Source organism: Amycolatopsis pithecellobii (genome assembly GCF_009707865.1).
Lineage (GTDB): Bacteria > Actinomycetota > Actinomycetes > Mycobacteriales > Pseudonocardiaceae > Amycolatopsis_E > Amycolatopsis_E pithecellobii.
Genome location: NZ_WMBA01000024.1, coordinates 48,851 through 75,347 on the forward strand (window position 1 = coordinate 48,851; position 26,497 = coordinate 75,347).

At 67.0% G+C, this 26,497-nt stretch carries 29 protein-coding genes; 24 read left to right on the forward strand and 5 right to left on the reverse strand.

Going from position 1 to position 26,497, the window contains the following annotated elements:
• Positions 1 to 40 precede the first annotated feature (40 nt).
• Genes hydA through GKO32_RS16920 form a run of 8 tightly spaced genes read left to right on the forward strand, consistent with a single transcriptional unit; the run spans position 41 to position 8,529 of the window.
• Entirely contained in the window at positions 41 to 1,426 is a 1,386-nt protein-coding gene (gene hydA / locus GKO32_RS16885) for a dihydropyrimidinase (protein WP_154757837.1), read from the forward strand.
• Positions 1,423 to 2,430, forward strand: a complete 1,008-nt coding sequence (locus GKO32_RS16890; RefSeq protein ID WP_154757838.1) for an amidohydrolase family protein — start codon at positions 1,423 to 1,425, stop codon at positions 2,428 to 2,430. Before hydA ends, GKO32_RS16890 begins: the two co-directional genes overlap by 4 nt.
• Entirely contained in the window at positions 2,427 to 3,830 is a 1,404-nt protein-coding gene (locus tag GKO32_RS16895; RefSeq protein WP_154757839.1) for an amidase, read from the forward strand. Before GKO32_RS16890 ends, GKO32_RS16895 begins: the two co-directional genes overlap by 4 nt.
• 57 nt (positions 3,831 to 3,887) lie before the next feature.
• The gene (locus GKO32_RS16900) at positions 3,888 to 5,093 is read left to right on the forward strand and encodes an amidohydrolase family protein (protein WP_166459610.1); all 1,206 of its coding nucleotides are present in this window, start codon (positions 3,888 to 3,890) and stop codon (positions 5,091 to 5,093) included.
• Between the two features lie 34 nt (positions 5,094 to 5,127).
• Positions 5,128 to 5,661: a flavin reductase family protein gene (locus tag GKO32_RS16905; protein ID WP_154757841.1), complete on the forward strand. Its 534-nt coding sequence runs from the start codon at positions 5,128 to 5,130 to the stop codon at positions 5,659 to 5,661.
• Between the two features lie 47 nt (positions 5,662 to 5,708).
• Positions 5,709 to 7,058, forward strand: coding sequence for an aromatic ring-hydroxylating oxygenase subunit alpha (locus GKO32_RS16910; protein ID WP_154757842.1), 1,350 nt, complete (start codon positions 5,709 to 5,711; stop codon positions 7,056 to 7,058).
• Entirely contained in the window at positions 7,055 to 7,555 is a 501-nt protein-coding gene (locus tag GKO32_RS16915) for an aromatic-ring-hydroxylating dioxygenase subunit beta (RefSeq protein WP_154757843.1), read from the forward strand. The genes GKO32_RS16910 and GKO32_RS16915 overlap by 4 nt, the downstream gene beginning before the upstream one ends.
• A complete protein-coding gene (locus GKO32_RS16920; protein WP_246243927.1) occupies positions 7,552 to 8,529 on the forward strand; it encodes a PDR/VanB family oxidoreductase in 978 nt (325 codons plus the stop codon). Before GKO32_RS16915 ends, GKO32_RS16920 begins: the two co-directional genes overlap by 4 nt.
• Before the next feature lie 27 nt (positions 8,530 to 8,556).
• Here the strand turns inward: GKO32_RS16920 and GKO32_RS16925 are convergent, their stop codons facing one another.
• The gene (locus GKO32_RS16925) at positions 8,557 to 9,945 is read right to left on the reverse strand and encodes an amidohydrolase family protein (protein WP_166459611.1); all 1,389 of its coding nucleotides are present in this window, start codon (positions 9,943 to 9,945) and stop codon (positions 8,557 to 8,559) included.
• A gap of 156 nt (positions 9,946 to 10,101) precedes the next feature.
• On the opposite strand from GKO32_RS16925, the gene GKO32_RS16930 reads away from it, so the two are divergent.
• From GKO32_RS16930 to GKO32_RS16955, 6 genes are all read left to right on the forward strand, one after another.
• Positions 10,102 to 10,857, forward strand: a complete 756-nt coding sequence (locus GKO32_RS16930) for a GntR family transcriptional regulator (protein ID WP_154757845.1) — start codon at positions 10,102 to 10,104, stop codon at positions 10,855 to 10,857.
• Between the two features lie 178 nt (positions 10,858 to 11,035).
• A complete protein-coding gene (locus GKO32_RS16935; RefSeq protein WP_166459612.1) occupies positions 11,036 to 12,058 on the forward strand; it encodes an ABC transporter substrate-binding protein in 1,023 nt (340 codons plus the stop codon).
• The gene (locus tag GKO32_RS16940) at positions 12,058 to 12,891 is read left to right on the forward strand and encodes an ABC transporter ATP-binding protein (RefSeq protein ID WP_312868012.1); all 834 of its coding nucleotides are present in this window, start codon (positions 12,058 to 12,060) and stop codon (positions 12,889 to 12,891) included. Before GKO32_RS16935 ends, GKO32_RS16940 begins: the two co-directional genes overlap by 1 nt.
• A complete protein-coding gene (locus GKO32_RS16945) occupies positions 12,888 to 13,682 on the forward strand; it encodes an ABC transporter permease (RefSeq protein ID WP_154757847.1) in 795 nt (264 codons plus the stop codon). Before GKO32_RS16940 ends, GKO32_RS16945 begins: the two co-directional genes overlap by 4 nt.
• Complete coding sequence (locus GKO32_RS16950; protein WP_154757848.1) at positions 13,679 to 14,458, forward strand: ABC transporter permease; 780 nt, start codon at positions 13,679 to 13,681, stop codon at positions 14,456 to 14,458. The genes GKO32_RS16945 and GKO32_RS16950 overlap by 4 nt, the downstream gene beginning before the upstream one ends.
• Positions 14,459 to 14,497: 39 nt before the next feature.
• Positions 14,498 to 15,331 carry a mycofactocin-coupled SDR family oxidoreductase gene (locus tag GKO32_RS16955; protein ID WP_154757849.1) on the forward strand — a complete coding sequence of 278 codons (834 nt, stop codon included), beginning with the start codon at positions 14,498 to 14,500 and terminating at the stop codon, positions 15,329 to 15,331.
• A gap of 19 nt (positions 15,332 to 15,350) precedes the next feature.
• On the opposite strand, the gene GKO32_RS16960 is transcribed toward GKO32_RS16955, so the two are convergent.
• Positions 15,351 to 16,091 (reverse strand): dienelactone hydrolase family protein, encoded by a 741-nt coding sequence (locus tag GKO32_RS16960; protein WP_154757850.1) that lies wholly within the window; start codon positions 16,089 to 16,091, stop codon positions 15,351 to 15,353.
• Positions 16,092 to 16,117: 26 nt separating this feature from the next.
• Positions 16,118 to 16,963, reverse strand: a complete 846-nt coding sequence (locus GKO32_RS39135; protein WP_154757851.1) for an amidohydrolase family protein — start codon at positions 16,961 to 16,963, stop codon at positions 16,118 to 16,120.
• A 75-nt stretch (positions 16,964 to 17,038) separates the two neighbouring features.
• On the opposite strand from GKO32_RS39135, the gene GKO32_RS16970 reads away from it, so the two are divergent.
• The 10 genes from GKO32_RS16970 (at position 17,039) to GKO32_RS17015 (ending at position 24,921) form a co-directional block, all read left to right on the forward strand.
• Positions 17,039 to 17,803, forward strand: coding sequence for an SDR family NAD(P)-dependent oxidoreductase (locus GKO32_RS16970; protein WP_208024439.1), 765 nt, complete (start codon positions 17,039 to 17,041; stop codon positions 17,801 to 17,803).
• Positions 17,804 to 17,834: 31 nt separating this feature from the next.
• A complete protein-coding gene (locus GKO32_RS16975; protein WP_154757852.1) occupies positions 17,835 to 18,839 on the forward strand; it encodes a thiamine pyrophosphate-dependent dehydrogenase E1 component subunit alpha in 1,005 nt (334 codons plus the stop codon).
• The gene (locus tag GKO32_RS16980) at positions 18,836 to 19,837 is read left to right on the forward strand and encodes an alpha-ketoacid dehydrogenase subunit beta (protein ID WP_208024440.1); all 1,002 of its coding nucleotides are present in this window, start codon (positions 18,836 to 18,838) and stop codon (positions 19,835 to 19,837) included. Before GKO32_RS16975 ends, GKO32_RS16980 begins: the two co-directional genes overlap by 4 nt.
• Complete coding sequence (locus GKO32_RS16985) at positions 19,834 to 20,079, forward strand: lipoyl domain-containing protein (RefSeq protein ID WP_154757853.1); 246 nt, start codon at positions 19,834 to 19,836, stop codon at positions 20,077 to 20,079. The genes GKO32_RS16980 and GKO32_RS16985 overlap by 4 nt, the downstream gene beginning before the upstream one ends.
• A gap of 137 nt (positions 20,080 to 20,216) precedes the next feature.
• On the forward strand, positions 20,217 to 21,419 hold the full coding sequence (locus GKO32_RS16990; protein WP_154757854.1) for an amidohydrolase family protein: 1,203 nt from the start codon (positions 20,217 to 20,219) through the stop codon (positions 21,417 to 21,419).
• Positions 21,420 to 21,424: 5 nt separating this feature from the next.
• Complete coding sequence (locus GKO32_RS16995) at positions 21,425 to 21,874, forward strand: nuclear transport factor 2 family protein (RefSeq protein ID WP_154757855.1); 450 nt, start codon at positions 21,425 to 21,427, stop codon at positions 21,872 to 21,874.
• Between the two features lie 42 nt (positions 21,875 to 21,916).
• Positions 21,917 to 22,975: a thiamine pyrophosphate-dependent dehydrogenase E1 component subunit alpha gene (locus GKO32_RS17000; RefSeq protein ID WP_154757856.1), complete on the forward strand. Its 1,059-nt coding sequence runs from the start codon at positions 21,917 to 21,919 to the stop codon at positions 22,973 to 22,975.
• Entirely contained in the window at positions 22,975 to 23,997 is a 1,023-nt protein-coding gene (locus GKO32_RS17005) for an alpha-ketoacid dehydrogenase subunit beta (RefSeq protein WP_154757857.1), read from the forward strand. Before GKO32_RS17000 ends, GKO32_RS17005 begins: the two co-directional genes overlap by 1 nt.
• 7 nt (positions 23,998 to 24,004) lie before the next feature.
• On the forward strand, positions 24,005 to 24,244 hold the full coding sequence (locus GKO32_RS17010) for a biotin/lipoyl-containing protein (protein ID WP_154757858.1): 240 nt from the start codon (positions 24,005 to 24,007) through the stop codon (positions 24,242 to 24,244).
• Positions 24,245 to 24,249: 5 nt separating this feature from the next.
• A complete protein-coding gene (locus GKO32_RS17015) occupies positions 24,250 to 24,921 on the forward strand; it encodes a 2-oxo acid dehydrogenase subunit E2 (RefSeq protein ID WP_154757859.1) in 672 nt (223 codons plus the stop codon).
• 13 nt (positions 24,922 to 24,934) lie between these two features.
• On the opposite strand, the gene GKO32_RS17020 is transcribed toward GKO32_RS17015, so the two are convergent.
• Positions 24,935 to 25,654, reverse strand: a complete 720-nt coding sequence (locus GKO32_RS17020; protein WP_154757860.1) for a CoA-transferase subunit beta — start codon at positions 25,652 to 25,654, stop codon at positions 24,935 to 24,937.
• Entirely contained in the window at positions 25,655 to 26,476 is an 822-nt protein-coding gene (locus tag GKO32_RS17025) for a CoA transferase subunit A (protein WP_154757861.1), read from the reverse strand.
• Between the last annotated feature and the right edge of the window lie 21 nt (positions 26,477 to 26,497).

Genomic DNA, 26,497 nt, shown 5'->3' on the forward strand with positions numbered 1-26,497 from the left:
TGTAGCAAGTAGGTTCACGAGCTCGGAGAAATGGGGATTCATGTCGTTGGACATCGCGATCAGGAACGGCACCCTGGCCACGGCCGACGCGACCTTCGAGTCCGATATCGGCATCTCCGACGGCAAGGTGGTGCTCATCTCGCAGAACCTGCCGGAGGCCAAGCGCGAAATCGACGCGACCGGCCGCATCGTCGTGCCGGGCGCGATCGACGTGCACACTCATTTCGACCGGGTGCACAGCTGGCACGGCAAGAAGAACACCGACGACTACGAGACCGGCACCCGTGCGGCCGCGATCGGCGGTATCACCACCGTCGTCAACTTCGCATTCCAGGAGCCGGGCTGGGATCTGCGGCAGGGCATCGACCACGAACTCGCCCTCGCAGACGGCAACGCGCACATCGACTTCGGGCTGCACACCGTCGTCGCCGACCTGAGTGTCGACGGCACGCTGTCGGCGATCAAGTCGGTCGCCGACGAAGGCTACGCCAGCGTCAAGATCTTCACCGCGGTGCCGCATGTCGGGCTCACCGACCCCGAGATCCTCAAGGTGCTCGAGGTCTGTCGTGACGATGGCGTGCTGGTCAGTGTGCACGCCGAGGACGACCCGCTGTGCAACCACCTCGTGAACCACTACCTCGAAGCCGGCAAGACACACGTCAGGTACTTCCCGAAGGCTCGTCCGCCGGTCGCCGAGGCGCTGGCCACCGGCCGTGTTGCCGCCTACGCACGTGAGCTGGGCGCGCCGGTGTATTTCGTGCACCTGTCGTCGCGCAAGGCACTGCAGGAGGTGCGACGTTCGCGCGAGGAGGGCGGCGAAGTCTATGTCGAGACACGTCCGGTCTACCTGTATCTGGACGAGTCGCGTTACGAACTTCCCGACAACCAGGGCAATCTCTACGTGTGCCTGCCGCCGCTACGGTCCAAAATGGACCAGGAGACGCTCTGGCAGGGCATGCGCAACGGCGAGATCCAGACCTACGCCACCGACCACGCACCATGGACGTCAAGTCAGAAGCTGGACGCCCCGAACTTCTCGCGGATCCCGGCCGGCGTCGCCAATGTCCAGACCAGCATCGGCATGCTGTACTCCGACGGCGTGACGCGAGGCAAGATCTCGCTCCAGCAGTTCGTCGCCGTCACCTCCACGAACCCGGCAAAGCTGTTCGGCATGTGGCCGCGCAAGGGCACGCTCACGCCCGGTGCCGACGCCGACATCGTGCTCATCGACCCGAGACGCGCCGTCGAGCTGCAGAACGGCGGCCTGGCCTCGAATGTCGACTATGACCCGTACGCCGGCTACCAGGGCGTGGGCTGGCCGGTCATGACCATTTCTCGCGGCGAAATCGTCGCCGAGGAGGGCCGCATCCTGAGTAAGCCGGGTCGCGGCCGCGTGGTCAAACGCTCCCGGTTCCAGTCGCTGTGACGGCCGCGGACGGCGGGTCCGTCTACGACTCGCATATGCACTACGTGCCGCGCGCAGCGCTGGCGCAACTCGACGTGCCGGGCATGGAACGGCTCGGCGTGCGTTACGACGCCGAGCTGGACCGATTCGTCCGCATCGGCGAGACGCACCAGGGTATCCCGTCGTCACTCCTCGACTTGCAGGATCCGGTCGACGGCGGCGGGCATCCCGTGATTCAGGTGCTCAGCCCGTGGAGCGACCTGATCCGGGACGACGTGCCGGAACGCGAAGGCGCCGACTGGTGCCGCGTCCTGAACGACGCGGTGTGGCGCGACATCGAGCAGCGCGCCGGCTTCCGGGCCTATGCGGCGATCCCGATCTCCTCGCCCGAGGTCGCGGCCGAGGAGTTCGAGCGGGCGGTGTCGCTCGGCTTCGTCGGCGGGATGATCCCCACGCAGGTCGGCGGTCGGAACCTCGACGATTGGGGCATCGACCCGCTGCTGGAGGTGTCGGAGCGCCTGGGCGCGCCGATCTTCGTGCACCCGGCTAAGACTTTCGGCCGGGAGCGGTTCATGAAGCACTTCCTGCGGAACATGTGCGGGTACCCGTTCGAGACGACGGTCGCGGCGTTCAGCCTCTTTTTCTCCGCCGCGTTCGAGCGTTATCCCGGAGCCCGGGTGCTCCTGTCGCACTGTGGCGGCACGCTGCCGTTCCTGGCCGGCCGCGCGGTGCACGCCACCTCCGCGGTGCCCGATTTCGGCCGGGCCGGGCTGTCGGTGCGCGACATCGTCGAGCCGTTCTTTTTCGACTGCGTGGTCGCGGACCCGGACGCGCTCGCTTTCGGGCTGGCCGTGGTCGGTCCCGAGCGGATGGTGCTGGGCTCCGACGGTCCGTTCTCGATGGGGCTCGCCGACCCGGTTTCGCAGGTCCGGGAGGCGGCCCGGATCGCGGGGCTGGATCCGGAGGCGGTGTTCCGGGCGGTGGCGATCCAGACGCCGGAACGGATGTACGGGGCGGCGGGATGAACTCCGGCGTGGCCGGACTCACGGCCGGCGAGCTGGGCCGCGCCTATCGCGACGGCCAACTTTCGCCGGCGGAGGCGGTGGGTCTCCTCGCGACCAGGATCGAGGAGACCGGCCCCGTTCTCGGTGCGTTCGCGGCACTGCGTCTGGACCAGGCGATCGACGAGGCGCGGCAACGGTCGGACGAACTCGCCCGAGGCGAGGACCGCGGCCCGTTGCACGGCATTCCCCTCGGGGTCAAGGAACTCTTCGACGTCGCGGGACTGCCCACGTGCTACGGCTCGGCCGTGTTCGGCAGCCGGGTGCCGGACACCGATGCGAGCGCCGTGGCCCGGCTGCGGGCGGCCGGCGCCGTGGTCGTGGGCTCGACTCGGTCACACGAGTTCGGGTGGGGGATCACCTCCCAGCACCCGACGCTCGGAGGTGTCCGCAACCCGTGGGATCTCTCCCGCGTGCCGGGCGGGTCCAGTGGCGGCTCGGCGGCGGCCGTCGCCGCCGGGCTGGTGCCACTGGCCATCGGCACGGACACGGGCGGGTCGGTGCGCATTCCGGCGGCCTTCTGCGGCGTCATCGGCTTCAAGCCGACGTTCGGTCGGATCGGACGCCGCGGAGCGATGCCGTTGGCTCCGTCGCTCGATCATGTCGGCGTCCTCGCGCGTGACGCCAGGGATGCCGCGTTGTGCGCCGGTGCGATGACCGGCGATCCCGGCGAATGCGTGGCCGGGCAGCCGGCCGCGGTAAGGCTCCGATTCCTGCACCCGCCGGACAGCGAACTCGAAGAACTCGACAGCGATTACCGTTTCGCGCTGACCCGGACGCTGGCGGTCCTTTCGGATGCCGGCGCCACGCTGCATCCCTACCCGCCGGCGGGCGGACCAGCGCGTGCTGCGTTCGGGCCGATACAGCTGGCCGAGGCGTACCACCACCATTCCGAAATCCTGCGAACCTACCCGGTCCTGGCGGCCGCATATGGCGAGGATGTCCGGCAGCGTCTCGTGCTCGGTGCCCGCGTGACACTGCGGGAATACGTCAACGCGACTTACGAACGACAGCGCCTCACCCGCCGCATCGAAAGGAATCTGGACGGGGTGGACGCCATGATCTCGCCGGTCTCGAGCCGAGGGCCGGCCTCGGTGCGCGAACCCGATGTGGTCGTCCATCGCGGCAGGCCGGTTGCCTTGCGGGATGTCGTGCTCGGTCACACCGTGCCACAGAACCTGTCCGGGCTGCCGGCCATCGCCATCTGCGTCGGCGTTGACCGCGCCGGCTTGCCGATCGGTGTTCAGCTGACCGGGGCGAGAGGGCGTGACGAGGCGCTTGTCCTGCTCGCGCAGCGAGTGGTCGAACTGCTGGCCGCCGCGGGAGGGCAAGGATTCACGGCCCCTACCCTGCCCACAACATAGACGAAATTTTGTACATCATATATGATGGTAAGAGTTCCGTCGAAAAGAGGGTTCGTCATGGGGTACATCGACATCGACAGCCACGTTCTCGAATGTGACGACACATGGGAGTACTTCGACCCCGCCGAACGTGAGCATCGCCCGTTCCAGTTGCGGATGGACACGCAGAAGGTCGGCGGGGCCGGTACTTCGTTCGGCGCGCTTTGGCGCTTGGGCGACGCATGGTCCGGAGTTTTCCCGCCGGACGCGATGTTGCATGACGGGGCTGGTAACCGGTATGACCCCGATACGGTGACGATGCGGGACCCGTCCCGGCGAATCGCCGAACTCGACACCCTCGGCATCGACGTGCAGATGTTGTACACCACGACCTTCCTCACCGCCGGAATGCGACACCCGGTCGCCGAAGCCGCGATCAAGCGCAGCTGGAACCGGTGGATGGCCGAACGGGTCGCCGACTCCGGCGGGCGGTTCTCCTGGGCAGCGGAAATACCCGTGCGGATGCTCGACCGTGCCGTCCAGGAGGCGGAGTTCGCCGCTGAGCACGGTGCGAAGGCGGTGCATCTGCATGCCGTCGAAAGCGGTTGCTACCTCGACGATCCCTACTTCGATCACCTGTTCACGCGGCTGCAGGCCCTCGATCTCACGATCGTCGTGCACATCGCGGCGCCGTTGGCCAGCAGCCGTGCCGTGTTCTCGATAGGGACCGCGTTCCGGAGCATGGCACCGTACATGGACCACCTCGCGTCGCCTCTGTCGGCATTCTGGACGGTGCTGGCAACCGATCTCCACAAGCGGTATCCGAAGTTGCGTTTCTTCTTCAGCGAAGTCGGGGCGATGTGGACGTTCTCGCTCCTGCATCACTGGGAACGGATCAAGGCGAGCCAGTCCGCGGACTTCCGGGTCAGGCGGATCGACCCGGCGGTGCTGGAGGAGAAGAACATCTTCATCGGCTGCTTCGTCGATGAGGATCTTGCGCTCCTGACGTCGCGGCTGGGCGAGAACGTGCTCGCGTTCGGGACCGACTACGGGCACAACGATCTGTCTTCGCAGCTGGGCGGGCATACCGCGATCGTGGAGCGGGACGACATCTCCGCCGGGATCGCGCGCAAGATCGTCGATGACAACGGCCGGCGTGCCTTCGGGCTCGATTCGGCGTTCCGGCCGGCCGACTCGATCGAAGCCTCGGCCGAGCTGCCGCACACACGTGCGGTCCAGAGTGCGGCCGCCGGGGCGCTCGGCGTCGTGAGTATCGGCGTTTGACCCCGTGCCGCGAGAGCCGTGATGGAGGTGATGCATGAGCAGGGGATCAGTGCGTGACGCGGTCCGGATCACCGAGTGCGACGCGTCGGCCGGCCCGGACTTCCGGCGAGCGATGTCGCGATTCGCGTCCGGCGTCGTCCTGGTCACGGCTCGCGACGGTGAAGACCTCGTCGGGATGACGTGTCAATCGTTCACGAGCCTGTCCTTGAAACCGCCGTTGGTCACCTTTGCTGCCGGCCGCGGGTCGACGAGCTTCCCGCGCCTGTGTGACGCGGGGGAGGTGTGCATCAGCGTGCTGTCCCGGGAACAAGACTGGCTCTCCAGTCAGTTCGCGGTCAGCGGCGGCGACAAGTGGCGATCGGTCGGCTGGAGCCCCGGTCGCAACGGCGCACCCCGCGTCAGCGATGCCGTGATGTGGTGCGAGGGCCGGATCGAAATCGTACACGAGGTGGGGGATCATCTGCTCGCCATCGTGGCGGTCTCCAGCCTGGCCACCGCCGATGGACCGGTCTCGCCGCTGATCTTCCATGACGGCCGCTATACCGGTCTTCACCATGCCGCCGGATAAACCCAACGGCTACGATCCTATATTATATTTGAACAAGAGGAGGGGTCGTGGAACCCTACGTCGTTGACGACATGGAGTCTTCGCGGTTCGTCGTGCACCGCCGCACGATGACCGACGCCGAGTTGTTCGAGTGCGAGCGCCGACTGGTCTTCGATCGCTGCTGGTTGTATCTGGGCCACGAGTCGGAGATCCGCGAGCCTCACTCGTTCCAGACCCGGACCCTCGCCGGCCGACCGCTGCTCATGCTCCGCCAGGCCGACGGCCGCGTCGCCGCGTTCATCAACTCCTGCACCCACCGCGGCGCCCCTGTGTGCAAAGAGGCCTCGGGCAAGAGCAAGTTCTTCCGCTGCTTCTACCATTTGTGGACCTTCGACACGACCGGCGCGCTCGTGAACGTCCCGGACGAGGAGTCGTACGGCGACACGCTCGACAAGCGCGCACTCGGGCTCGTGCCGGTGCCGCGGCTCGAGGCGTACCGCGGGTTCGTGTTCGTGTCGTTCGACCCGGCGATCGAGCCGCTGGCCGACTACCTGGGGCCGGCCGCGGATTACCTGGACCTGGTCGCGAACTCCGCCGAGACCGAGGTCGAGGTCATCCACGGCACGCATGGCTGGGGCGCCAGGGCGAACTGGAAGATGATGGTGGAGAACAGCATGGACTCCTACCACGTGCCGTTCGGACACAAGCGCTACCTCGACGCCATCACCTCGGCCGGGGTCACGTTCAAGCCCGCGGACGCGAAGTCCTCGGGCGGGTACGCGGCGAAAGCCGGGGGCTACGTCCAGGATCTCGGGCACGGCCACACTGTCACCGCGGGCGCGGGCGGCGGTTTCGGGCGTCCGGCGAGCGAGGTGGTCGAGGCCAAGCTGCGGGCGCGCCGCGAACGACTCGAGGCACTCCACGGCGCCGACTACGTGCACAGACTGCACGCGGGCCCACGCAACTGCTTCATCTTCCCGAACCTGTTCGTCATCGATTTGGTGATGGGCACGACGGTGCGCCTGATCGACCCGGTGTCGGTGAACCAGATGCGGATCACCGGCTGGATGGTTGCGCCGCGCGACGAGGACCCCGATCTGCGCCAGTACCGTCTCGACAACTCCCTCGGGTTCTGGGGTCCGGCCGGCCTCGCCAGCCCCGACGACGTCGAGATCGTGGAGAGCTGTCAGGTCGCGTGCGAAGGTGCCGCGAACGAGCTGGGCTGGATCCAGAACTCGCGTGGGATCACCCGCGAGTCCCCGCTCGGTGTGGACGAGTACCAGATGCGCACGTTCTGGCGCCGCTGGAATCAGCTGGTCACCGGCACCGAGCCGAAGGCCGAGAAGCACACGGTGACCTCGACCTTCCAGCTCGCCCAGCCGGAGTCCACCGAGTTGCGCGCGGCGGCCTGCCGATGACAACGACGATCTCCGACGGCGTCGAGCTGCACTACCGCGTGGAGCGGTTCCTGTACGGCGAGGCCGAGCTCCTCGATGCCTGGCGGCTGCGTGACTGGCTGAAGCTTTTCACCGAGGACGCGCGGTACACGGTGCCGGCCACAGACCTCGCGGACCCCGACCCGGTCCACGATCTGTATCTGCTTAACGAGGACTACGGCCGCCTCAAGGAGCGGGTCGATTCATTGCTGGGTAAGTGGGCGCACGCCGAGAACCCGGTTTCGACCACCCGGCGAGTGGTCACCAACGTCCGGGTGCGGCCCGACGGCGAGCACCTCGACGTCCGGGCCAACTTCGTCGTCTACCGCGCCCGTCGCGGTGCGAGCGACACGTACATCGGCGAGTACCGCCATACCCTTCTTTCCCTGCCGGACGGGACTTTCCGGTTCGCATCCCGCAGCGCCGTGCTGAGCCACGAAAACCTCTGCGCCCAGGGCAAGCTCAGCATCATCCTATGACGACAAAGGGACTCGATATGCCGTCCGGCGAGCACTGCCGCGACCTGGTGGTGACGGGGCGCGTACAGACTGCCGAGCGGGTCGTCGCCCTGACCATGGAGGACCCGGCCGGCTGTCCGTTGCCGGACTGGACGCCGGGCGCGCACGTCGACCTCCTGCTCGAGGGCGGCACGCTCGTGCGGCAGTACTCCCTGTGCGGGGCACCGGATGACCGGCAGCGCTGGCGGCTGGGTGTGCTGGACGAACCCGGCGGCCGGGGCGGTTCGCGCCGCGTTCATGAGAGCGTGCACATCGGTGATCGCGTGGCCGTCCGCGGGCCGCGCAACCACTTCGAACTGGTACCGGCGGCGCGCTATCTGTTCGTGGCGGGCGGCATCGGGATCACCCCGATCCTCCCGATGATCGCGGCGGCCGAGGCGGCAGACGCGCAGTGGCGGCTGCACTATGGCGGGCGCAGCCGAGCGGCGATGGCGTTCCTCGGCGAAGTCGAACGGTACGGGGACCGGGTCAGTGTCCGGCCCATGGACGAGCAGGGGCTCCTGCCGTTGGCGGAGATACTCGGCACCCCGTCCCCCGGAACGCTGGTGTACTGCTGTGGCCCCGAAAGCCTGCTGCTCGCCGTCGAGGAGTCCTGCGCGGCGTGGCCGCCAGGCTCCCTGCACGTCGAGCGATTCGCCCCCCAACAGCCGGTCGAGCCGTCGAACGACACCGCGTTCGAGGTGGAGTGCCGCCGGTCCGGGGTCACCGTAGACGTCGGGCCGGGACAGACGATCCTGCAAGCGCTCAAGGCGGCCGGAATCGGCGTCATGACCTCGTGCGAAGAGGGCATCTGCGGCACCTGTGAGACCCGCGTCCTCGACGGTATTCCGGAGCATCGCGACTCGGTGCTGGACGAGGCGGAGCAGGCCGCGAACACCTGCATGATGATCTGTGTCGGCCGTGCGAGGACTCCGCGACTGGTGCTCGATCTCTGAGCAACCTCAGCCATGGCGGGCAGCGGTCTAGACCGCTGCGCCTTGCTGAGTCGCCTGGAGGAACCGGCCTCGCCCGGGGCTGCTCAGCAGCTGGCCGTCGGAGGCGACGACCTCACCTCCGGAGACGGTGACGACCGGCCAGCCGACGAACTCCTGCCCTTCGAAGAGATCGAAGTCGGCACGCGACGCCAGGACGTCCGACCGCACGGTGAAGCGGCGTGCCGGGTCGATGAGCACGATGTCCGCGTCGGATCCGACGGCGATCGTTCCCTTCCGCGGCCACAGCCCGAAAATCCTGGCGGGGTTGGTCGCGGTGAGCTCGACGAAGCGTGACAGCGAGATGCGGCCCTTCCGCACGCCCTCGGCGAAGAGCATCCCAACGCTCGTCTGGACGTTCGACACGCCCGCGGGGACCTCGGGGAACGGGAGCTCTTCGCGTCCTTTCTGCGCGGCCGTCCATGCCACATGGTCGGTCGCGTAAGTGTCGATGTCCCCACTCCGGAGGCCATGCCAGAGCGCCTCTTGATCGGCGGGGGTCCGCAATGGGGGGAGACACACGTAACGCTGCGCCTCGGTGACCGGCAACGAGTATCTGGTGTCGTCAAGGAACAGATACAGGGGGCGGGTCTCGATGAAGGCGCGAGTGCCCGCGCGCCGAGCCCGGAGCGCGGCACGTACGCCCGCTTCCGACGACAGGTAGATGAAGTAGACCGAAGCACCGGCGGCCCGCGCGTAGACGCCGATCTCCTCGACGGCCAGTGCTTCCGCCACCGCGGGGCGGGCTGACGCGTAATGGGCGACGGAACTACGGCCCGACTCCAGGGAACGGCTGGTCAGGTGCGTGCACAACGCGTCGTCCTCCACGTGCACATTGACGATCAACCCGGTCTCGGCCGCTACCTCGAGCACCCGCAACAGGTCCCTTTTCGGGAGGAGGTACGGCGCGAGGCTGGTGAACACCTTGATGCTCGCCTGACCGCGGGAACGGAGCCGGCGAATCTGCCCGAGTGAATCGGGAACGTCCAGGTCGGTCACGGCAACGTGGAAGCCGTAGTCGATGTGCGCCATGCGCGCCAGTTCGAGCTCCCGGCCGATGGCCGTGTCGAGGTCCTCACCCGGGCGCTGGAACGCACAGTTGAGAACGGTCGTGACCCCGCCGAGTAACGCGGCGCGGGTCCCTGCCTCGTAGTCGTCGACACTCCGCGTCCGGGAACGGGCCGAATAGATGGCGAAATGCGTGTGCGGATCGATCGCACCGGGGACGACAACGAGGCCGGACGCGTCGATGTCGGTGGTGCCCGGTGTCAGCCTGGCCGCGACCGCGGCGATCCGACCACCGTCGATGCCGATGTCGGCGCGGATCGGCCCGCCGCCGGTCACCACTGTTCCGTTGCGGACCGTCATCTCGTGGCTCACGTTCCGCTCCTGGTGGTCGCCTGATACGGAAGATCGTGTGGCACATAGGATATGGGACATGGATAAGCGTGACAAGATGTTCCTCGGGCGCCGTGTCGACCTCGGCCCGGCGGGTAACGCCCGGTAAGGTTGAGGCAGTCGAAAGTGGAGATCGAAATGCCTGACAGGGTGCGTACACGCCCGCAGTTCGCTCAGCGGCCGCGGCTGAGTGACGAGGTCGCCTCGTATGTTCGGGACCTCATCATGACCGGGGAAAGCCGGCCAGGGGACGCCGTCAACATCGACTCTCTCGCCCGTGACATCGGCGTCAGCGCGACGCCGGTGCGGGAGGCGCTGATGCGCCTCGAGAGCGAGGGATTCTTGATCGCCGAGCAGAACCGGAGCTACACCGTCGCCCCGCTCACGCGGGAAGACATCGAGGATCTTTTCGCGAATCACGCGCTGATCGGTGGCGAGCTCGCGGCACGGGCGGCGAAGCACGTAACGCCGGCGTTCCTCGCCGACCTCGAGCGGTTGCAGGCCGAGATCGAGGCGAGCCTCGGCCGTCAGGACTTCGTCGCCGCCAGTGCGGCCAACAACCAGTTCCACGATGCGATCGTCAACCGGTCGGGGTCCACCAAACTCGCCTGGTTGTTCAACATCGGGGTCAAGTTCGTGCCGCGGAGCCTGTTCTATCCGGAGAACCCCAAGCCCGCCCGCCGGGGTGGCAAGAAGCATGTGTCCGTCGACGACCACCACGGTGTCCTGGACGCGATGCGGGCAGGAGACGCCGAGAAGGCGCGCGACGCGATGAGCGCCCATGTCTCACATGTCAGCAAGATCCTCGTCGAGTACCTGGAAGGCATCGGGTTCTGGGCGGAGGACGACGACTCGCCGGCGGGCAAGACCACACCGGCGCGAAAGAAACGCTGAACCATCCCGGGGTGCCTGGCGCCCCGTCTCTTCTCGTACCGGCCGCCGAGGCAGGCTGATCAGCGACGCGCGCAGTCGCATGTGGACAGTGCTGACGACTGGGCGACGGCTTGTCGCCTGCTGTCACAGCATATATGATATGCGACATTGACGATATGACATGCGAGAAGGGAACGGGATGACCGTGCGAGTCAACGGGCCCAACAGGGCGACCAGCACCGGCCGCGCGCGTCTCCTGGCTGCTGTCGCGGGAGCGGTTGTGGCACTGTCGCTCACGATCACCGCATGCGGTTCGGACAGTACGGCGGACGACGGGAACTCCGGCCCGCTCAAGATCCGGGTCGCCTACGGGCCCGGGTTCGGGTCGCTGCCGGTGGTCATCGCCGCGGAGAAGGGATACTTCAAGGCCAACGGCCTCGACGTCACGTTGACCGAAGGACTCGACCTGGCCGCGTATCTCGGCGCGCTCGGTGCGCAATTCGACGTCGTGATGGGGCTGCCGCCCGGAATTCTCCAGGCGTCCGGTCGCGGAGTAGCGCTGACCGTTATCAGCGGGCTGAACCGGACCGACGCGGCACACGTCAACAATCCGGTTCTCACCAAGGACGCGACGATCAAGAGCGCAGCGGATCTGGCTGGAAAGACTGTGGGCGTTCCCACCCTGACCGGGATCAGTGCGGACGCCGTGCGCTATGTGGTCCGTCAACAAACGGGTAAGGACGTCAAACTGGTACAGGTTCCCCCGGACGCGATGGCGGACCAGATCACGGCCGGGCGAATCGATGCGGCGGTGTCGGCAATTCCCTACTTCACCGGCGTCGAGTCGCGCGGGATCCGTGTCCTCGACGATGTCGTGATCCAGGCCGTCAAACTCGCCACCGGCAACAAGGACGACAGTGCGTTGCTCGGCGCCTTCATAGCGACACCGTCCTATGTGGACAAACATCCCGAGGTTGCCACGGCCTGGCGAAAATCGCTGCAACAAGGCGCGGACTTCATCGCCGCGAACGAGAAGGAAGCGCGGGCCATCCTCCAGCAGCACGCGAAACTGCCCGCGGCCGTTGCCGCGAATGCGCCGTTGCCGAACTTCGTGGCCACGACGAGCGCGGCGGACTTCCAGCCCTTCGTCACGATCGGCGAGACGATCGGATCGTTGCGGAAGACGCCCGACCTCGGCACATTGATCCACCAGGAGAAGTAGTGGCTTCCGAGACCGGATCCGAGGTAGTGGACGCCCGCCGCGTGGCCGGTGTGCCGCCGTCGCACAGCAGCCTTGCGTACCGCGTCGAGAACATGAGTGTCGAGCTCATGTCCGCCGACGGGCCGCGGCAGATCCTCCGCGATGTCAACTTCACCGTGGGCGCCGGTGAGATCGTGGGAATCGTGGGCCGGTCCGGGACGGGCAAGACGACGCTGCTTCGCGTGCTGGGTGGCATGGTGCGTGCGTCCAGCGGGCTGGTCGAGCTTCACGGCCGCGCGGACAATCTGCCGGGGACCGTCGTCACGGTGTTCCAGGACTACGGGAACGCCCTGCTGCCGTGGCGCTCGGTGGCGCGCAACGTCAGTCTCGGGATCGAACGCGGGCTCGGCCGCGCGGAGCGTGAGCAGCGCGTTGCCGATGTGCTCCGGCTGGTGGGTCTCGAGGGCCGGAGCAGTGACCATCCGTGGCAGTTGTCGGGCGGTATGCAGCAGCGGGTGCAAATCGCTCGTGCTCTCGCCGTGGAGCCACGGGTTCTGCTGATGGACGAACCGTTCGGCGCGCTCGACGCGATCACCAAGGCGACATTGCAGGACGTGCTGCTTCGGATTCAGGCGCAGACCGGTGCGACAACGATCTTCATCACCCATGACATCGACGAGGCGATATACCTCAGCGACCGCGTGTTCGTGATCGCCGGCTCACCTGGCTCGCTGATCGTCCAGGAACCCGTCGACCTGCCGCGCCCCCGTACCCAACTGGAAACCCGCGAGCATCCCCGGTACCTGAGCGTGCGGCACGCGCTCGCCGAGGCGCTCAGGGAGGAGACCGCATGACGAGAACGCACTCGCTTCCCGGGGCGGCCAATCCGGTGGGAGTCGCCGTCGTGGTCGTGGCGATCGTGATGTGGCAACTGCTCGTCGCACTCAGAATCCTCGATTATTCTTTCCTGCCTTCGGCAGGCGACGTCGGCGGCGCACTGTGGCAACTCGCGCGGTCCGGTGAGTTGCTCGACAGCGTAGGACACACCCTCCTGGTCACACTTGTCGCTTCGGCGATCGCCATCGTGATCGGCGTCGCCGCGGGCCTGGCACTCGGCATGCTGCCACTGGTCCATACCTTTTCGATGGCATCGGTGGACTTCTTCCGGACCCTTCCGGTCACGGCCATGATTCCGGCCATTCTGCTCGTGTGGGGGCCCACGGCAGAGGCGGAGATCATCGCCGCGACCTATGCCGCCGCCTGGCAGATCGTCGTGAACACCACCGGGGGTGTCCGCGCCACGCATCCCCGGCTGCTCGACGTGGCGCGGACCTTCGGGCTCACCAGGGAGCAAACCGTGCGGAAGATCGTGCTTCCGGCGGCGATGCCGGCCATTCTCGTCGGCGCCCGGCTCGCGATCGTGAGCGCGCTGGTGGTGGCGATCGTGGCCGAGATGCTCATCAATCCCGCCGGCTTGGGCTGGGGTCTGGTGCAGGGGCAACAGGCGCTGCAGCCCGGAGTCACCTGGGCCTACGCCGTCACGGCCGGGATTCTCGGCTACCTGCTCAACGCCGGGCTGATGTGGGCGGCCCGGCGAATGCCAGGGGGCCGCGTGCCATCGTCTTCCGGAACGAGTGCGGCATGACCACCGCCGTGCCGCGGCGACAGTCCCGGGTGCGTGGGGCCTTCGTGTTCGGACTTCTGCCGCTCGCCGTTCTGCTCGGGTGCTGGCAATTTTTCGTGCCGGCGGACTCGCGTGCCTTCCCGCCACCCAGTACGTGGCCGGGCGCGCTGGCGGAGTTATCCGCCGAGGGGTCGTTGATCCCCGCCGTGCGAACGACGCTCGTGACGTTCCTGCTGGCGCTCGCGGTCGCGACAGTGCTCGGAACCGCGTTGGGAATGCTCATCGGGTCCTCTCGACGACTCGAGCGGCCGCTCACTCCGGTCATGGACTTCTTCCGGACTCTTCCACCGCCGGCCATGGTGCCCGTGCTTGCGCTGCTGCTCGGCACGAACACCTCGATGGCCGTGACGGTCGTGGTCCTCGCGTCGCTGTGGCCGATCCTGCTCAATACCGCGAGCGAGCGGCGGAATGTGCCACCGGTCCGGATGGAGATGGCCCGCTCCCTGGGACTCCGTTGGTCCGAGCGCGTTTTCAAGGTGCTGCTGCCCTCGCTCGCGCCAGGGATCATGCTGGGGGTGCGGGTGGCAGTGTCGATCGCGCTGATCGTGACCCTGCTGGTCGACATTCTCGGCACCGGTGAAGGCATCGGCCGCGAACTCATGCTCGGGCAGCAGTCCTTCAAACCGGCGACGGTCTGGGCCCTGCTGCTGGTGATCGGCGTCTTCGGCTACCTGCTGAACGGTGCTGTGGCCGCCGCCGAGAACCGGTTGATGCGCAAGTGGGGAAGGCGGCGCTGACCTGACGCGCCGCGATGTGAACCCGACGGAAGGAGCAGGATGGGACGGCTGGACGGCAAGATCGCTTTCATTACGGGTGCGGGTCGTGGGCAGGGGCGCTCGCATGCGGTCCGCCTCGCCGCCGAGGGGGCCGGCATCATCGCGGTCGATATCTGCGCGGATGTCGAAACAGCGCCATACGCGTTGTCGTCCTCGGACGACCTGGCCGAAACGGAACGCTTGGTGACCGCGGCGGGCGGTCGCATTGTCACCCGGCCTGCCGACGTGCGGGACTCGGCGCAGCTGGCGTCGGCACTCTCGGCGGGGCTCGACGAGTTCGGCCGGCTCGATGTGGTGTGCGCTGGGGCGGGCATTTTCACCCGGCCGAGACTGACCTGGGAGATGTCCGACGACGAATGGCAGCAGACGATCGATGTGAACCTGACCGGCGTCTGGCGCACGGTCAAGGCGACCGTGCCGTTCATGATCGAGCAAGGGACCGGCGGATCGATAGTCATCACGAGTTCCTCGGCGGGATTCCACGGCTTCCCGCACTTTTCGCAGTACGCAGCCGCCAAGCGAGGGCTGGTGGGGCTGATGCAAAGTCTGGTGCGCGAACTCAGTCCACATAGGATCCGGGTCAACACCGTCCATCCGTCCGGTGTGGACACTCCCATGATTCATTTCGAGGAGCTTTACCGGCTTTTCCTTCCCGGCGAGGACGATCCGACGCGCGAGCAGTTCGCCGAGGCCTTCCGCCGGAATCATCCGCTCGGGATTCCGTGGCTGGAGCCGATCGACATCTCGAACGCGGTGCTGTGGCTCGCGTCCGAAGAGTCCCGCTACGTGACGGGCGTCCAGCTGCCCGTCGACGCGGGGTTCGGGGAGAACTAGCACCTGGCGGAAACGCTCTCTAACGCAAGCTGGTCCGGAAAAGGTCGAGCAGAGCCGTCCAGTGCCGCTCCGCTGCGGCGGCATCGTGCACGGGCAGATCCGCGATCGTCCAGCCGTGCGACGTGCCCCGATACAGCTCGTGACGGTGGTCGACACCCGCTTCCATGAGTGCCTTGACCAGCCGAGCGGCCATCTCCGGCGGGTAGGAGCTGTCCGAGTCGGCCGCTCCGATATGGACCCGGGCACGCATCTGCGGCGCGAGCAGGTGCGGGCTGAGCTCGGAGTCGCCGGCGAGGGATCCGCCGTGGAAGCTCGCCGCCGCCGAAACCCGGTCCGGGTAGGTACCCGCGGCGGTGAGCGCCATTCCGCCGCCCATGCAATACCCGGCTACTCCGACTTTGGGCGTGGTGTCCTCGCGGCTGTCCAGATAAGCGAGGAAGGCTTCGGTGTCCTGCGCCGCCCGGGCATTGTCGGTCGACTTCATCAGTGGCGCCAGCGTGGCCCGGACTTCGCCGGTGGCGAACACCTGACGAGGATCGATTTCGTCATACCCGCCGAGCCGGTAGTACAAATCCGGGAGCAGGACGACGAGTCCCGCATCCGCGAGCCGGCGGGCCATCGAGTGCAGGACCGGACGAATACCGAATCCGTCCATGTAGACAATAGCTGCCGGCCAAGGTCCGTGATCGGCGTCGGGCGAGTAAACCGAAGCCGGGCACGCGCCGTCGCGCGTCGGAATGGTGATCTGCTCAACGGGCATTACGGTCCTCCGTTGCGATTGAATGGTCAGCAGGAAATTGCCGGTGGTGATGGCCAGCGAAGCGTGCTCCGCACCGATCGACCGAGGACCCAGGCGCGTTCTTCCCGGGTCAGCAGGCCGGTGTCGCGCAGGTAGATCAAGGTGTCTGCCCAGGTGAGGCCGTGGCGAGCCAGGGTTGTCGCGTCGCTGGCCCACATGACTCGTTCGGCGCCGTACACGTCGAGCGCGCGTCGCAGCTCTGCCTGGAGCACGGGAAAAGGGTGTTCGCCCGCTGCGAATGCGGAGTGCTCGTGACACCACTTCAGCGAGACATTCGGGTGTTCGGAAAGGCGCAGGACCTCCTCCCAAGCCGGTGCGGTGCGCGCGAAGCCGAGGTGGTCGAGGATGAAGATGCCCTCGGTGAACTCGGTGAGGTACTGCGCGAACCGGTCGTTGTGGCCGGCCGTGAAGACGAAAGTCGGCATCCCGAATTCAGTGGCCGCCGCGAATAGCCTTCGGTACCCCCCACCGGCGAAGTCCTCCGCCCATTCCGGTTCGACCCAGGCCCGAAGCGCAAGGCAATGCGGGTCGCCGGCCGCGAGCCGGACGACGGTTTCGACATCGGGGTCGAGGTGGTTCGCCCGCATGAGGTATTTGAAGCGCTCGGGATATCGCATCGATGCCATTCGGCCGCCGTCGGCCAAGGGCCGCAGGATGTTGTTGTCGAGCACCTGGTACGGCTGGACGGGCGGCGTGTTCGTCCACGCTTCGTCGACGAGTACCGACCGGATCCCGAGTGCGTCCATGGCCGACAGGCACGCTTCGGGTGTCAGTCCGTGGAAAAGATGAACCTGGGCATCGACGATGTCGAGCCGCTTCCGCACCTCGCTCACAGCCACACCTTCCCCGAGTAGACATCATGGAAGCAATATCATATTCTCAACATCATATATGAGAGAGGTGGGCCGGTGGCAACAGATCTGACGGGACGGGTAGCCCTGGTGACCGGCGCGGGCTCGGTGCCGGGTCGTGGCATGGGACGTGCCATCGCGAGTGCCCTTGCCGCTGCCGGGGCCGCGGTAGTCGCGGTCGACATCGACGCCGCGCGGGCAAAAGACACTGCCGAGGCGATCCGGAGCCAGGGCGGCAAGGCGGCTCCGTTCGCGGCGGATGTCACGCGCGGCGGCGACGTCGACGCGATGGTGGAGTTCACCCTCGAGACGTTCGCGAGTCTGGACATACTCATGAATCACGCCGGACGCGGCAGCATCGCGACCGTCGAGGAGACTACCGAAGACGACTGGCGCGCGATGGTCGAGATCGACCTCACCGCGCCCTTCCTCACGACTCGTCGCGTGCTGCCACACCTGCTCGAACGGGGCGGCGGCGTCATCGTCAACACCGCCTCGATCTGCGGGCTCGCCGCCGGGCGTGCGGGCGCCGCGTATACGGCGGCGAAGCACGGGCTCATCGGGCTGACCCGACACGTCGCCGCCACCTACGGCGAACGAGGGATCCGGTGCAATGCGCTGTGTCCCGGCCCGGTCGGCGAGGCCAGACCGAACCGGCCGCTGGATGAATACCCTCGCGCGTTTCGCGGGATCTACGCGTCGGCTCCGCGCGTCGGCCGCCCGGACGAGGTCGCACCGCTGGCGGTGTTCCTTGCCGGCGACGAAGCGTCGTTCATCAACGGCGCCGCCATCCCTGTCGACGGTGGCTGGACCGCCTGTTGACGCGAGTGACCGACAGACAGGAAAACCGATCATGACCACTACCGCTACGCCGGCTTCTCGAGTGAGCCCTGACCTCGGGCGTCGCCTCTACGGTCTCATGACGCTCGCCGCGGGAGTCGATGAACGGCTGCGCAAGGGAATCAGGAACGGCGAGTTCGGTGTGCACCTGCACTCGCCGCGCGGTCACGAGGCCGTCGCCGCGGGCCTCGGCACGGCGCTACGCTCCGACGACCGCCTCGTCGCCACCTATCGCGGTCTGCACGTCCAAATTGCGAAGGGCGTCCCACTCGCCGAAGTGATCGGCGAGATCCTCGGCCGCAGCGCCGGCGCGGCGCGTGGCAAGAGCGGTTCGATGCATGTGACGTGCCCGGAGGCTGGGCTGATGCACAGCACGGGCATCGTCGGCAGCGGAGTACCGGTGGCCGTCGGCGTTGCCCTCGCCGCTCGCCGGCAGGGCAGCAGCCGGGTCACCGCGGTGTGTTTCGGCGACGGAGCCGCGAACACGGGGTCGTTTCACGAGGGGCTCAACCTCGCCGCGGTCTGGCGACTTCCGGTGGTGTTCGTGTGCGAGAACAATCTGTGGGCCGAGATGACGCCCGTCCACGAGAGCATGCGGGTGGAGACGGTCGCCGAGCGTGCCGCTGGGTACGGCATGCCGGGTGTCCGCGTCGACGGGAACGACCCCGAGGCGGTGTACGAAGCCATTGCGACCGCGGCCAAGGTCGGGCGCGCGGGTGGTGGCCCCAGCCTGGTCGAATGCATGACCTTCCGGCTGGCCGGACATTCGACCGGCGATGCACACCACTACATGCCCGAAGCGCAGCTCGCGGCCGCTCACGCGGCCGATCCGGTGCCGGCGTACCGGCGCAGCCTGCTGGAGCGCGGTGTGCTGAACGAGAGTGAACTGGCGGCGATCGACACGAGTAGTGCGTCGCAGGTGGCGACTGCGCTGGCCGCGGTACTGGAGTCGCCGCCGCCCGGGCCCGCGGAAGTCGACCGGGATGTTTATGCGGACATGGAAGGGATTCCGTCGTGACGACGACAGCGCCGGCTCGGGCGCTGACCATGAAGGCGGCGATTCACGAGGCGCTGGACGAGGCCCTCACCGAAGACCCGCGGGTATTTCTCCTCGGGGAGGACGTCGCGGACCCGGGTGGCGGGATTTCCGGGGTGACGCTCGGATTGTCGGCGAAACATGGCGCGGACCGGGTGCTGGATACGCCCATCTCGGAGGCGGCGATCCTCGGTGCCGCCGTGGGTGCGGCGTTGGAGGGCCAGCGACCGATCGCAGAAATCATGATCATGGATTTCATCGCCATCGCGATGGATCAGATCGTGAACGCGGCGGCGAAGGCGCGCTTCATGTCGGCCGGGCGAACCACCTGCCCGCTGACGATTCGCACCATGACCATGGGCGGCAGCGGGGCGGGCGCGACACACACCCAGTCGCTCGAGGGCTGGTTCATGGGGGTGCCCGGACTGAAGGTGATCGTGCCGAGTACTCCGGCCGACGCGAAGGGCCTGCTGCGTACCGCGATCGCCGATCCTGATCCTTGTCTCTTCGTCGAATCCCGGATCCTTTACGGGGTTCGCGGCGAGGTGCCGCCCGGAGAGCACCGCGTGCCCCTCGGCAAGGCGGACGTCAAGCGGCCGGGGACGGACGCGACGATCGTGACCTACGGCCGCGGGGTGCACGAGTCGCTCGCGGCCGCCGACATCCTGCGGGAAGCCGGCATCGACGTCGAGGTACTCGACTTGCGCACGCTGGTGCCGCTGGACATGCGGACCGTGCTGGGGTCGGTGGCCCGGACCCGGCGGGCGGTGGTCGTGCACCATGCGACGCGGTTCGCGGGACCCGGTGCCGAGGTCGCGGCCCAGATCGCGGACCAGCTCTTCGGGCAACTCGCGGCGCCGGTCGCGCGAGTCGGGGGCGCCTTCCGGCCGAATGCCGCGAAGGCATTGGAAGCACGGACCAGCCCGACACCGGACCGGATCGTCGAGGCGGTCCGGGCAACGATGGAGATCTCTCGATGACGTCCGAGGTGGAGGTCCGCGTCCCCAAACTGAGCATGGATGCGGTGCAAGCGACATTCGTCGCCTGGTTGGTCGACGACGGCGCGACGGTGGAAGACGAGCAGCCGTTGTACACGGTCGAGACGGACAAAGTCGAGACCGACGTCCTGGCCCCGGCATCCGGTGTGCTCCGGCGAGGATCGGCCGTGCCGGGAACCGAATATCCGATCGGCACGGTGCTCGGGGTCATCGAGGCCGGCTGACATGTTCCACATCGCCGAACGCGCCGCTGTCCGGTGCCGTGCCTTGCACCCAGCATGAGTCTCGCCGAACGGGTTTCACGGGCTGGTTCAGCTGTCGTATTTCATATATTATGTAGGAACTAGGAAAGCGGGTAGCGATGACGGTCAGCCTTGACGACGTCCGGGCCATGGACATCGACAGTCACGAAATGGCGCCGCTCGACCGGTGGGGAAGTACCTGGGGTCCCCACTTCGGACGATTCGCCGAAATGCTCGCGCCGAGTCTGGGCCGTTTCGGGGACAGTCCGAACAACTTCGATCGGCCCGGGCTCCAGGACGAGCTGCCGATCGACGACGAGACCGTGTGGAACGAGCGCGGGCCCTCGGCGCCCAGTGCGTTCGATTTCGATCGCCGGGTCGAGGTCATGGATCTGATGGCCACCGCGCGCCAGCTGGTGTTCCCGTCCGCGGCGATGACGGCGTTCGGCTGCCTCCTCGGCGGCGAGCTGCGTCAGGCTTTCATGGCGCACCTGCCCTACGACGAATACGCATCGACACTGCAAGGCGCGGTGGACGAATACAACGCCTGGGTCGCGAAGGAGACGGCGAAGCACGGCGACCGGCTTCGCTTCGCCGGGTTCTTGCACGCCGAGAGCCCGGCCGAACTCATCCGGCGCGCGGAAACAATGCTGGAGAGCGGCATCAAGGTCTTCCACCTGCCGGTCGGTGTCGGCCCGGGTGGCACGTCGCCGGCAAATCACGACCTCAACCCGTTCTGGCAGCTGGCTTCGGAGAACAACATCCCGGTCGTCAGCCACCTGGGCGGTCAGGCCGGCTATCGGGCGTCCGATGTCTGGACCAAAGCGCCTGAATTCGCCCCGGGCAAGGTCGAAAGCACCGAGGTCGGGTACAACCCGCTGAGCGTGAGTACGGTGCACCAGGCGGCCACCAACTTCATTTCGGCGATGGTGCTGGGCGGTGTGTTCGAGCGATTCCCGTCCCTGCGTTTCGGGGCGATCGAGTTCGGCGCGTATTGGGTGGGGCCGCTGGCGGAGACGCTCGACCTCTGGGCCACGCGCGTTTTCCGGAAACGGGTGTCGGCGTACCTGTCGATGAAACCTTCGGAGTACCTCAATCGCAATGTGCGGGCGTGCCCCTTCTACTTCGAGGACCTCACCTCCTATTTCGAGCGATTCACGGAGGTCGCGGACTGCTACGCCTACGGAAGCGACTACCCGCATATCGAAGGCGGCAAGAGTCAGCTCCAGGGTTTCTACGACCAGGTTGCTCCGCTCGGCGACGACGTCGTGCGCAAGTTCTTCGTCGGCAACGGTGAGCTGCTGCTCCCGGAACTCGGCTGATCACCATGGCGGGCGGGAAAGAGGCGGCGGCGGATCCGTCGTATGTGCTCGAAGCGAAACAGGCGATCACCGAGGTGCTGCACAAATACTGCGAGGCCGCGGACCAGGCGGATCCGTCGCTGGCGGCCGAGGTCTGGCACCCGGACGCCGTGGTGAACTACGAGGGAACGTTCGAGGGCACCGCGAAGGATTTCATGGAATGGGTCGGGGCCAGGCAACGCTCGAACAAGGCGATGGTGCACTACGTCATGAATGCGGTCGTCGAAGTCGACGGTGAGCGCGCCACTAGCAGGTCCTACGTTTTCGGGTACGTCCACACGGCCGACGACCGGCACAACATCTCCTCGGGCCGCTTCTCCGACGTCTGGGTGCGGTTCGACGGCGCGTGGCGGATAGTGGAACGCCGCCACCGGCGTGACGTCTTTCTCACCCTACCCGTGGCGCCGTCCAGCTGACGGCACACGATTCCACGACATCATTCGGCAAAGCGAGGCGCAATGAGCTGGTCTGTCAGCTGGCGGGAACGCGAGTGGGACAAGGATCTGTTACTGGAGATGTACCGACTGATGGTGCGGATCAGGCACTTCGAGGACGAAGGTGAGGTCTATCTGCGCCGGGGCGATTTCAGTGGTCCATACCATGCGTCGATCGGCCAGGAGGCCGCCTGTGTCGGGCCTCTGGTGTCGTTGCGCGGCACCGACTATGTGACCGGGACGCACCGGTCGCACGGTCATCAGATCGCCAAGGGCGCACCGTTGAAGACGCTCGCCGCGGAGATCTGGGGCCGGCGTACCGGAGTGTGCAAGGGCAAGGGCGGATCGATGCACGTAGCCGACTTCTCCGTCGGTGCGCTGGGTGCGTCGGCCCTTCTCGGTGGGGCGATGGGCATTGCCACGGGCGCCGCACTCGCGCAGAAACTCGACGGCACGGACGGCGTCGTCGTCTGCTATTTCGGTGACGGCGTGGTGAACGAGGGCACGTTCCACGAGACGCTCAACTGGGCGGCGACGTGGAAGCTGCCGGTGATCTTCCTCTGCGAGAACAACCAGTACGCGGTGACCATGTGGTACGGCGACACCACCTCGGTCGACGTGCTGAGCAAGCGTGCCGTGGCTTACGACATCCCGGGGCGCACCGTCGACGGGATGAACGCGCTCCAACTTCATCATGTCTGCGAGGAGGCCATCGCGAGGGCGCGAGCCGGCGAGGGACCTTCACTGATCGAGGCGATGACCTACCGGTACAAGGAGCACAGCACCCGCCTGGTCATGCCGACGGGAGTCAAGAAGCGCGAAGGGATTCTGCGCGGATACCGGGAGTCTGCCGAGATCGAGGCCTGGCAACAGCGCGATCCGATCATTGTGCTGGCGGCGACCATCGTCGGCCAGGAACACGCGAGTGAGTCCGAACTCGACCGAATCGAGCAGGAAGAGATCGCGCAGGTACGCGACGCGTGGCAGTTCGCCGCGGATTCCGACTGGCCCGACGTCGAGGAGATCTGGACCGACACCTGGCCTGAGCCGGTGCAGGCCGACAAGCGAGTGGAGCTCATCTGATGGAACGAACGGACGGCTCGACACACAAGGTCACGTTCATCGAGGCCCGCATGGAGGCCGTCGCGGAGGAGATGCGCCGCGACCCGAAGGTGATCACGTGGGGCGAGGACATGCGTAGCGGCCTCATGGGCTTCGGCGGTGCTTCCCTGATCGACGAATTCGGCGCCCACCGGGTCTTCGATCCGCCCATCTCGGAGAACGCCATGGTCGGCGTCGCAGTCGGAGTGGCCGCGCTCGGTTACCGCCCGATCGTGAATCTCTGTGTCGCGAACTTCGCGACCTACGCGTTCGATCAGATCGTGAATCAGGCGTCGCGGGTCCGGTACCTGTTCGGCGGCCAGGCGGCGTCCCCGTTGACGGTTCACATCGGTATGAACACCGCGCTCGCCGGCGGTGCGCACCACACGGACCGGACGTATCCCATGCTGATGAACGTGCCGGGGCTCAAGATCGTCACACCCACCACGCCGCGCAACGCCCGCGGTCTGTGGAAGGCGGCGATCCGGGACGACGCACCGGTCATCGTGTACGACCGGGCGATGTTGTCCGCGCGAAAGGAGGAAGTCCCCGACGACCCGGATTTCGTCATCCCTATCGGGCAGGCGGAGATCGTCCGCGAGGGGACAGACGTCACACTCGTCTCGGTGGTCTGCCGTGACGAGACCACCCGCGCCGCGAAGAAGCTTGCCGAAGTGGGCATCTCGGCCGAGGTGATCGATCCGCTGAGCCTGGTTCCGCTCGATATCGACACCATTCTCGCGTCGGTCGAGAAGACCGGCAGGCTCGTGATCGCCGACGTCGCCAACGACACCAACAGCGCTGCCTCGCACATCGCCGCGCTTGTCGCTGACCGCGGTTACCGGTACCTGCGGGCTCCGATAAGACGGGTATGCACGCCGGACGTGCACATCCCGCACTCCCGTCCGTTGGAGTCGGTGGTGTTTCCCACGCCGGCCCGGATAGTGCGTGAAGTCCAGACCCTCGTCGAGGCGTCTGACGCGCTGGAACTCGTAGTGAGGTGACATCCCGATGACCATTCCCATCAAATTGCCGTCCTTCGGTGACATGACCGACGGAACGGTGCTGTCCTGGTTGAAACAGGTCAACGACCCGGTCACCGAGGGCGAACCTCTGGTGCTGATCGAGACAGCGAAGGCCGAGGTGGAGGTCGAAGCGCCCGCTTCGGGAATCCTGACGAAGATCGTGGCGGAACCGGGCGAAACCGTGGATATCGGAGACGACCTCGGCGCCATCACCACTCGGGAGTAACGGCTGTGGCGTTGACCGTGACCGAAATCCTTGAACCGACGTCGATACGCCGCATGATCGCCGGCAGGCTGGGCGCGAGCCACCGGGACGCGGTTCAAGTGCCGTTGCATCGGACGGTTGACGTCACGTCGGTCGTCACCGCGTCGCGGGCGGACCCTGCCGCCCCCAACCTCGTCGACACCCTGCTGATGGCCACGGCGCGAGCGCTCGTCGACCACCCGTCTTTCAACGGCGTCGTCAAGGACGGTAAGCACGCACTGGTGCGTGAGGTGAATATCGGTGTCGCCGCCGATACGCCGCACGGTCTGCTGGTGCCGGTCATCCGTGAGGTCGACCGGCTGTCGCCGGGCGAGTTGCGCTTCCGGCGCAAGGAAATCTCGGCTCGCGTTCTGGCCAGGAAGCACACGCTGGAGGACCTGTCCGACGGCACGTTCACCGTGTCGAACCTCGGTACGCTCGGCATCGACGTGTTCGATCCGATCATCAACCCGCCGCAGCTGGCGATCCTCGGGGTCGGCCGCGTGCGTGAGGAGGTCGTGGCAGACGGTGCGAGCGGGATGTGCGTCGCGGCGCGGATGACGCTTTCTCTGTGCTTCGACCATCGTTTCCATGACGGCGCACCAGCGGCACGTTTTCTCGCCTCGATCGCCTCGGGGCTCGAGGCGGGCAACGGGTGATCGGACACGGCGGCTATGGCTGTGCCGCGCGCCCCTTGGTGGCTTCGAGATGACGCAGGACCCCGAGTTCCCCGGCGGTGGGGTGCGGGGTCTCCGCGAGGTCATCCGCAATGGTGAGTTCCCAGCCGGTTGCGGCTCGTACGCGGTCGGCTGTTACTCCCGGATGCACCCGATGCAGCACGAGCTCACCGCCGGGATGGCGCTCGAACTCACCGAGGTCGGTGATGACCGTGGCGACGCGGTGCCCGAGGGACGTCCGGAAGGCGACCTGATCGACGAAGGTACGGGTCGACTGCCGTACGACCACGATGACGCGGCCACAGGATGAGGCGATCTCCGGTGCGCCACCGGCGCCGGGGAGCCGCACGTCCGGCTGGGCGTAGGACCCGATGACGGTCGAGTTGATGTTTCCGTGGCGGTCGATCTGGGCCGCGCCGAGGAATCCGACGTCGAGTCGTCCGGCCTGCAGCCAATAGTTGAAGGTCTCCGGCACCGAGACCAGCGCGTCGGCGGTCGCGGCCAGTTCACCGTCCCCAATGGACAGAGGGAGGATGGCCGGCTTGGCGCCGATGGTGCCGGACTCATAGACGAGGACGAGACCTGGGGCGTGGGTGCGGCGAGCCAGGTTGGCCGCCGTGGACGGGAGTCCGATGCCCACCAGGCACGTCTCACCGTCCGCCAGGCGGCGCGCTGCGGCCACGGTCATGATTTCGTCCGACGTCCACTCCATCATTCATCCCTTCCGGACGGTGCCCAGCACGTTTTCCCGCATCCAGGCGGTGAAGCGGTCGCGGTCGCGGCTGATCGCGTCCCAGGCTTGGTAGAACCCGTTGTCCCGGGCCGAGTAGCCCTGCGCGTAGCTCGGCGCCGCTCCGCCCGGTACCGCTACGACAGCGGTCAGGACCCAGGCGGGCAGGACCACCGCTCCCGGGCGTGGCTCGAGGTGGTCGACCACCTCCTCGACGGTGACGACGGCGCGGTCCGCGCTGAGTACGGCTTCCTTCTGCACACCGCTGATGCCCCAGAACTGCACGTTGCCGTCGCGGTCGGCCTGCTGAGCGTGGACGAAGGCCACGTCCGGGCGCAACGCCGCGACCGCGGTCAGTTCCTCGCCCGTGAACGGGCAGCGGATCGTGTCGATGTTCTTCGTGTTCGCCGGGAGGTCGGTGCCCGCGTACCCCCGCAGCACGGCGAAGGGAAGCCGGCCGGCGCCGGCGACGTAGCGATTCGCCATTCCGGCGTGACTGTGCTCCTCGAGTTCGAGGGGGCGTGGCCAGCCGTTCTGTACCGCGTCACGGAAACGGTGCAACGATCCGACGCCGGGGTTTCCACCCCACGAGAAGACGAGTTTCGCGGCCATCCCCATGCCGATCATCTGGTCGTAGAGGATGTCCGGCGTCATCCGCACGAGCGTGAGATCACGACGTTCCTGGCGGATGATCTCGTGACCCGCCGCGTACGGAATGAGGTGGGTGAAACCCTCCAACGCCACCGTATCGCCGTCCCGCACCGTGCACGCCACGGCCTCGGCAAGGCTCCCCATCAGACCGCTCATACCCGCCACTCCGTCATCAAT

What these genes read in the sequence shown, in the direction of transcription:
- hydA (WP_154757837.1), top strand. Translation starts at nt 41, where the DNA reads ATGTCGTTGGACATCGCGATCAGGAACGGCACCCTGGCCACGGCCGAC.
- GKO32_RS16895 (WP_154757839.1), top strand. Translation starts at nt 2,427, where the DNA reads ATGAACTCCGGCGTGGCCGGACTCACGGCCGGCGAGCTGGGCCGCGCC.
- GKO32_RS16900 (WP_166459610.1), top strand. Translation starts at nt 3,888, where the DNA reads ATGGGGTACATCGACATCGACAGCCACGTTCTCGAATGTGACGACACA.
- GKO32_RS16905 (WP_154757841.1), top strand. Translation starts at nt 5,128, where the DNA reads ATGAGCAGGGGATCAGTGCGTGACGCGGTCCGGATCACCGAGTGCGAC.
- GKO32_RS16915 (WP_154757843.1), top strand. Translation starts at nt 7,055, where the DNA reads ATGACAACGACGATCTCCGACGGCGTCGAGCTGCACTACCGCGTGGAG.
- GKO32_RS16920 (WP_246243927.1), top strand. Translation starts at nt 7,552, where the DNA reads ATGACGACAAAGGGACTCGATATGCCGTCCGGCGAGCACTGCCGCGAC.
- GKO32_RS16930 (WP_154757845.1), top strand. Translation starts at nt 10,102, where the DNA reads ATGCCTGACAGGGTGCGTACACGCCCGCAGTTCGCTCAGCGGCCGCGG.
- GKO32_RS16935 (WP_166459612.1), top strand. Translation starts at nt 11,036, where the DNA reads ATGACCGTGCGAGTCAACGGGCCCAACAGGGCGACCAGCACCGGCCGC.
- GKO32_RS16945 (WP_154757847.1), top strand. Translation starts at nt 12,888, where the DNA reads ATGACGAGAACGCACTCGCTTCCCGGGGCGGCCAATCCGGTGGGAGTC.
- GKO32_RS16950 (WP_154757848.1), top strand. Translation starts at nt 13,679, where the DNA reads ATGACCACCGCCGTGCCGCGGCGACAGTCCCGGGTGCGTGGGGCCTTC.
- GKO32_RS16955 (WP_154757849.1), top strand. Translation starts at nt 14,498, where the DNA reads ATGGGACGGCTGGACGGCAAGATCGCTTTCATTACGGGTGCGGGTCGT.
- GKO32_RS16960 (WP_154757850.1), bottom strand. Translation starts at nt 16,091, where the DNA reads ATGCCCGTTGAGCAGATCACCATTCCGACGCGCGACGGCGCGTGCCCG.
- GKO32_RS16975 (WP_154757852.1), top strand. Translation starts at nt 17,835, where the DNA reads ATGACCACTACCGCTACGCCGGCTTCTCGAGTGAGCCCTGACCTCGGG.
- GKO32_RS16985 (WP_154757853.1), top strand. Translation starts at nt 19,834, where the DNA reads ATGACGTCCGAGGTGGAGGTCCGCGTCCCCAAACTGAGCATGGATGCG.
- GKO32_RS16990 (WP_154757854.1), top strand. Translation starts at nt 20,217, where the DNA reads ATGACGGTCAGCCTTGACGACGTCCGGGCCATGGACATCGACAGTCAC.
- GKO32_RS16995 (WP_154757855.1), top strand. Translation starts at nt 21,425, where the DNA reads ATGGCGGGCGGGAAAGAGGCGGCGGCGGATCCGTCGTATGTGCTCGAA.
- GKO32_RS17000 (WP_154757856.1), top strand. Translation starts at nt 21,917, where the DNA reads ATGAGCTGGTCTGTCAGCTGGCGGGAACGCGAGTGGGACAAGGATCTG.
- GKO32_RS17005 (WP_154757857.1), top strand. Translation starts at nt 22,975, where the DNA reads ATGGAACGAACGGACGGCTCGACACACAAGGTCACGTTCATCGAGGCC.
- GKO32_RS17010 (WP_154757858.1), top strand. Translation starts at nt 24,005, where the DNA reads ATGACCATTCCCATCAAATTGCCGTCCTTCGGTGACATGACCGACGGA.
- GKO32_RS17020 (WP_154757860.1), bottom strand. Translation starts at nt 25,654, where the DNA reads ATGATGGAGTGGACGTCGGACGAAATCATGACCGTGGCCGCAGCGCGC.
- GKO32_RS17025 (WP_154757861.1), bottom strand. Translation starts at nt 26,476, where the DNA reads ATGAGCGGTCTGATGGGGAGCCTTGCCGAGGCCGTGGCGTGCACGGTG.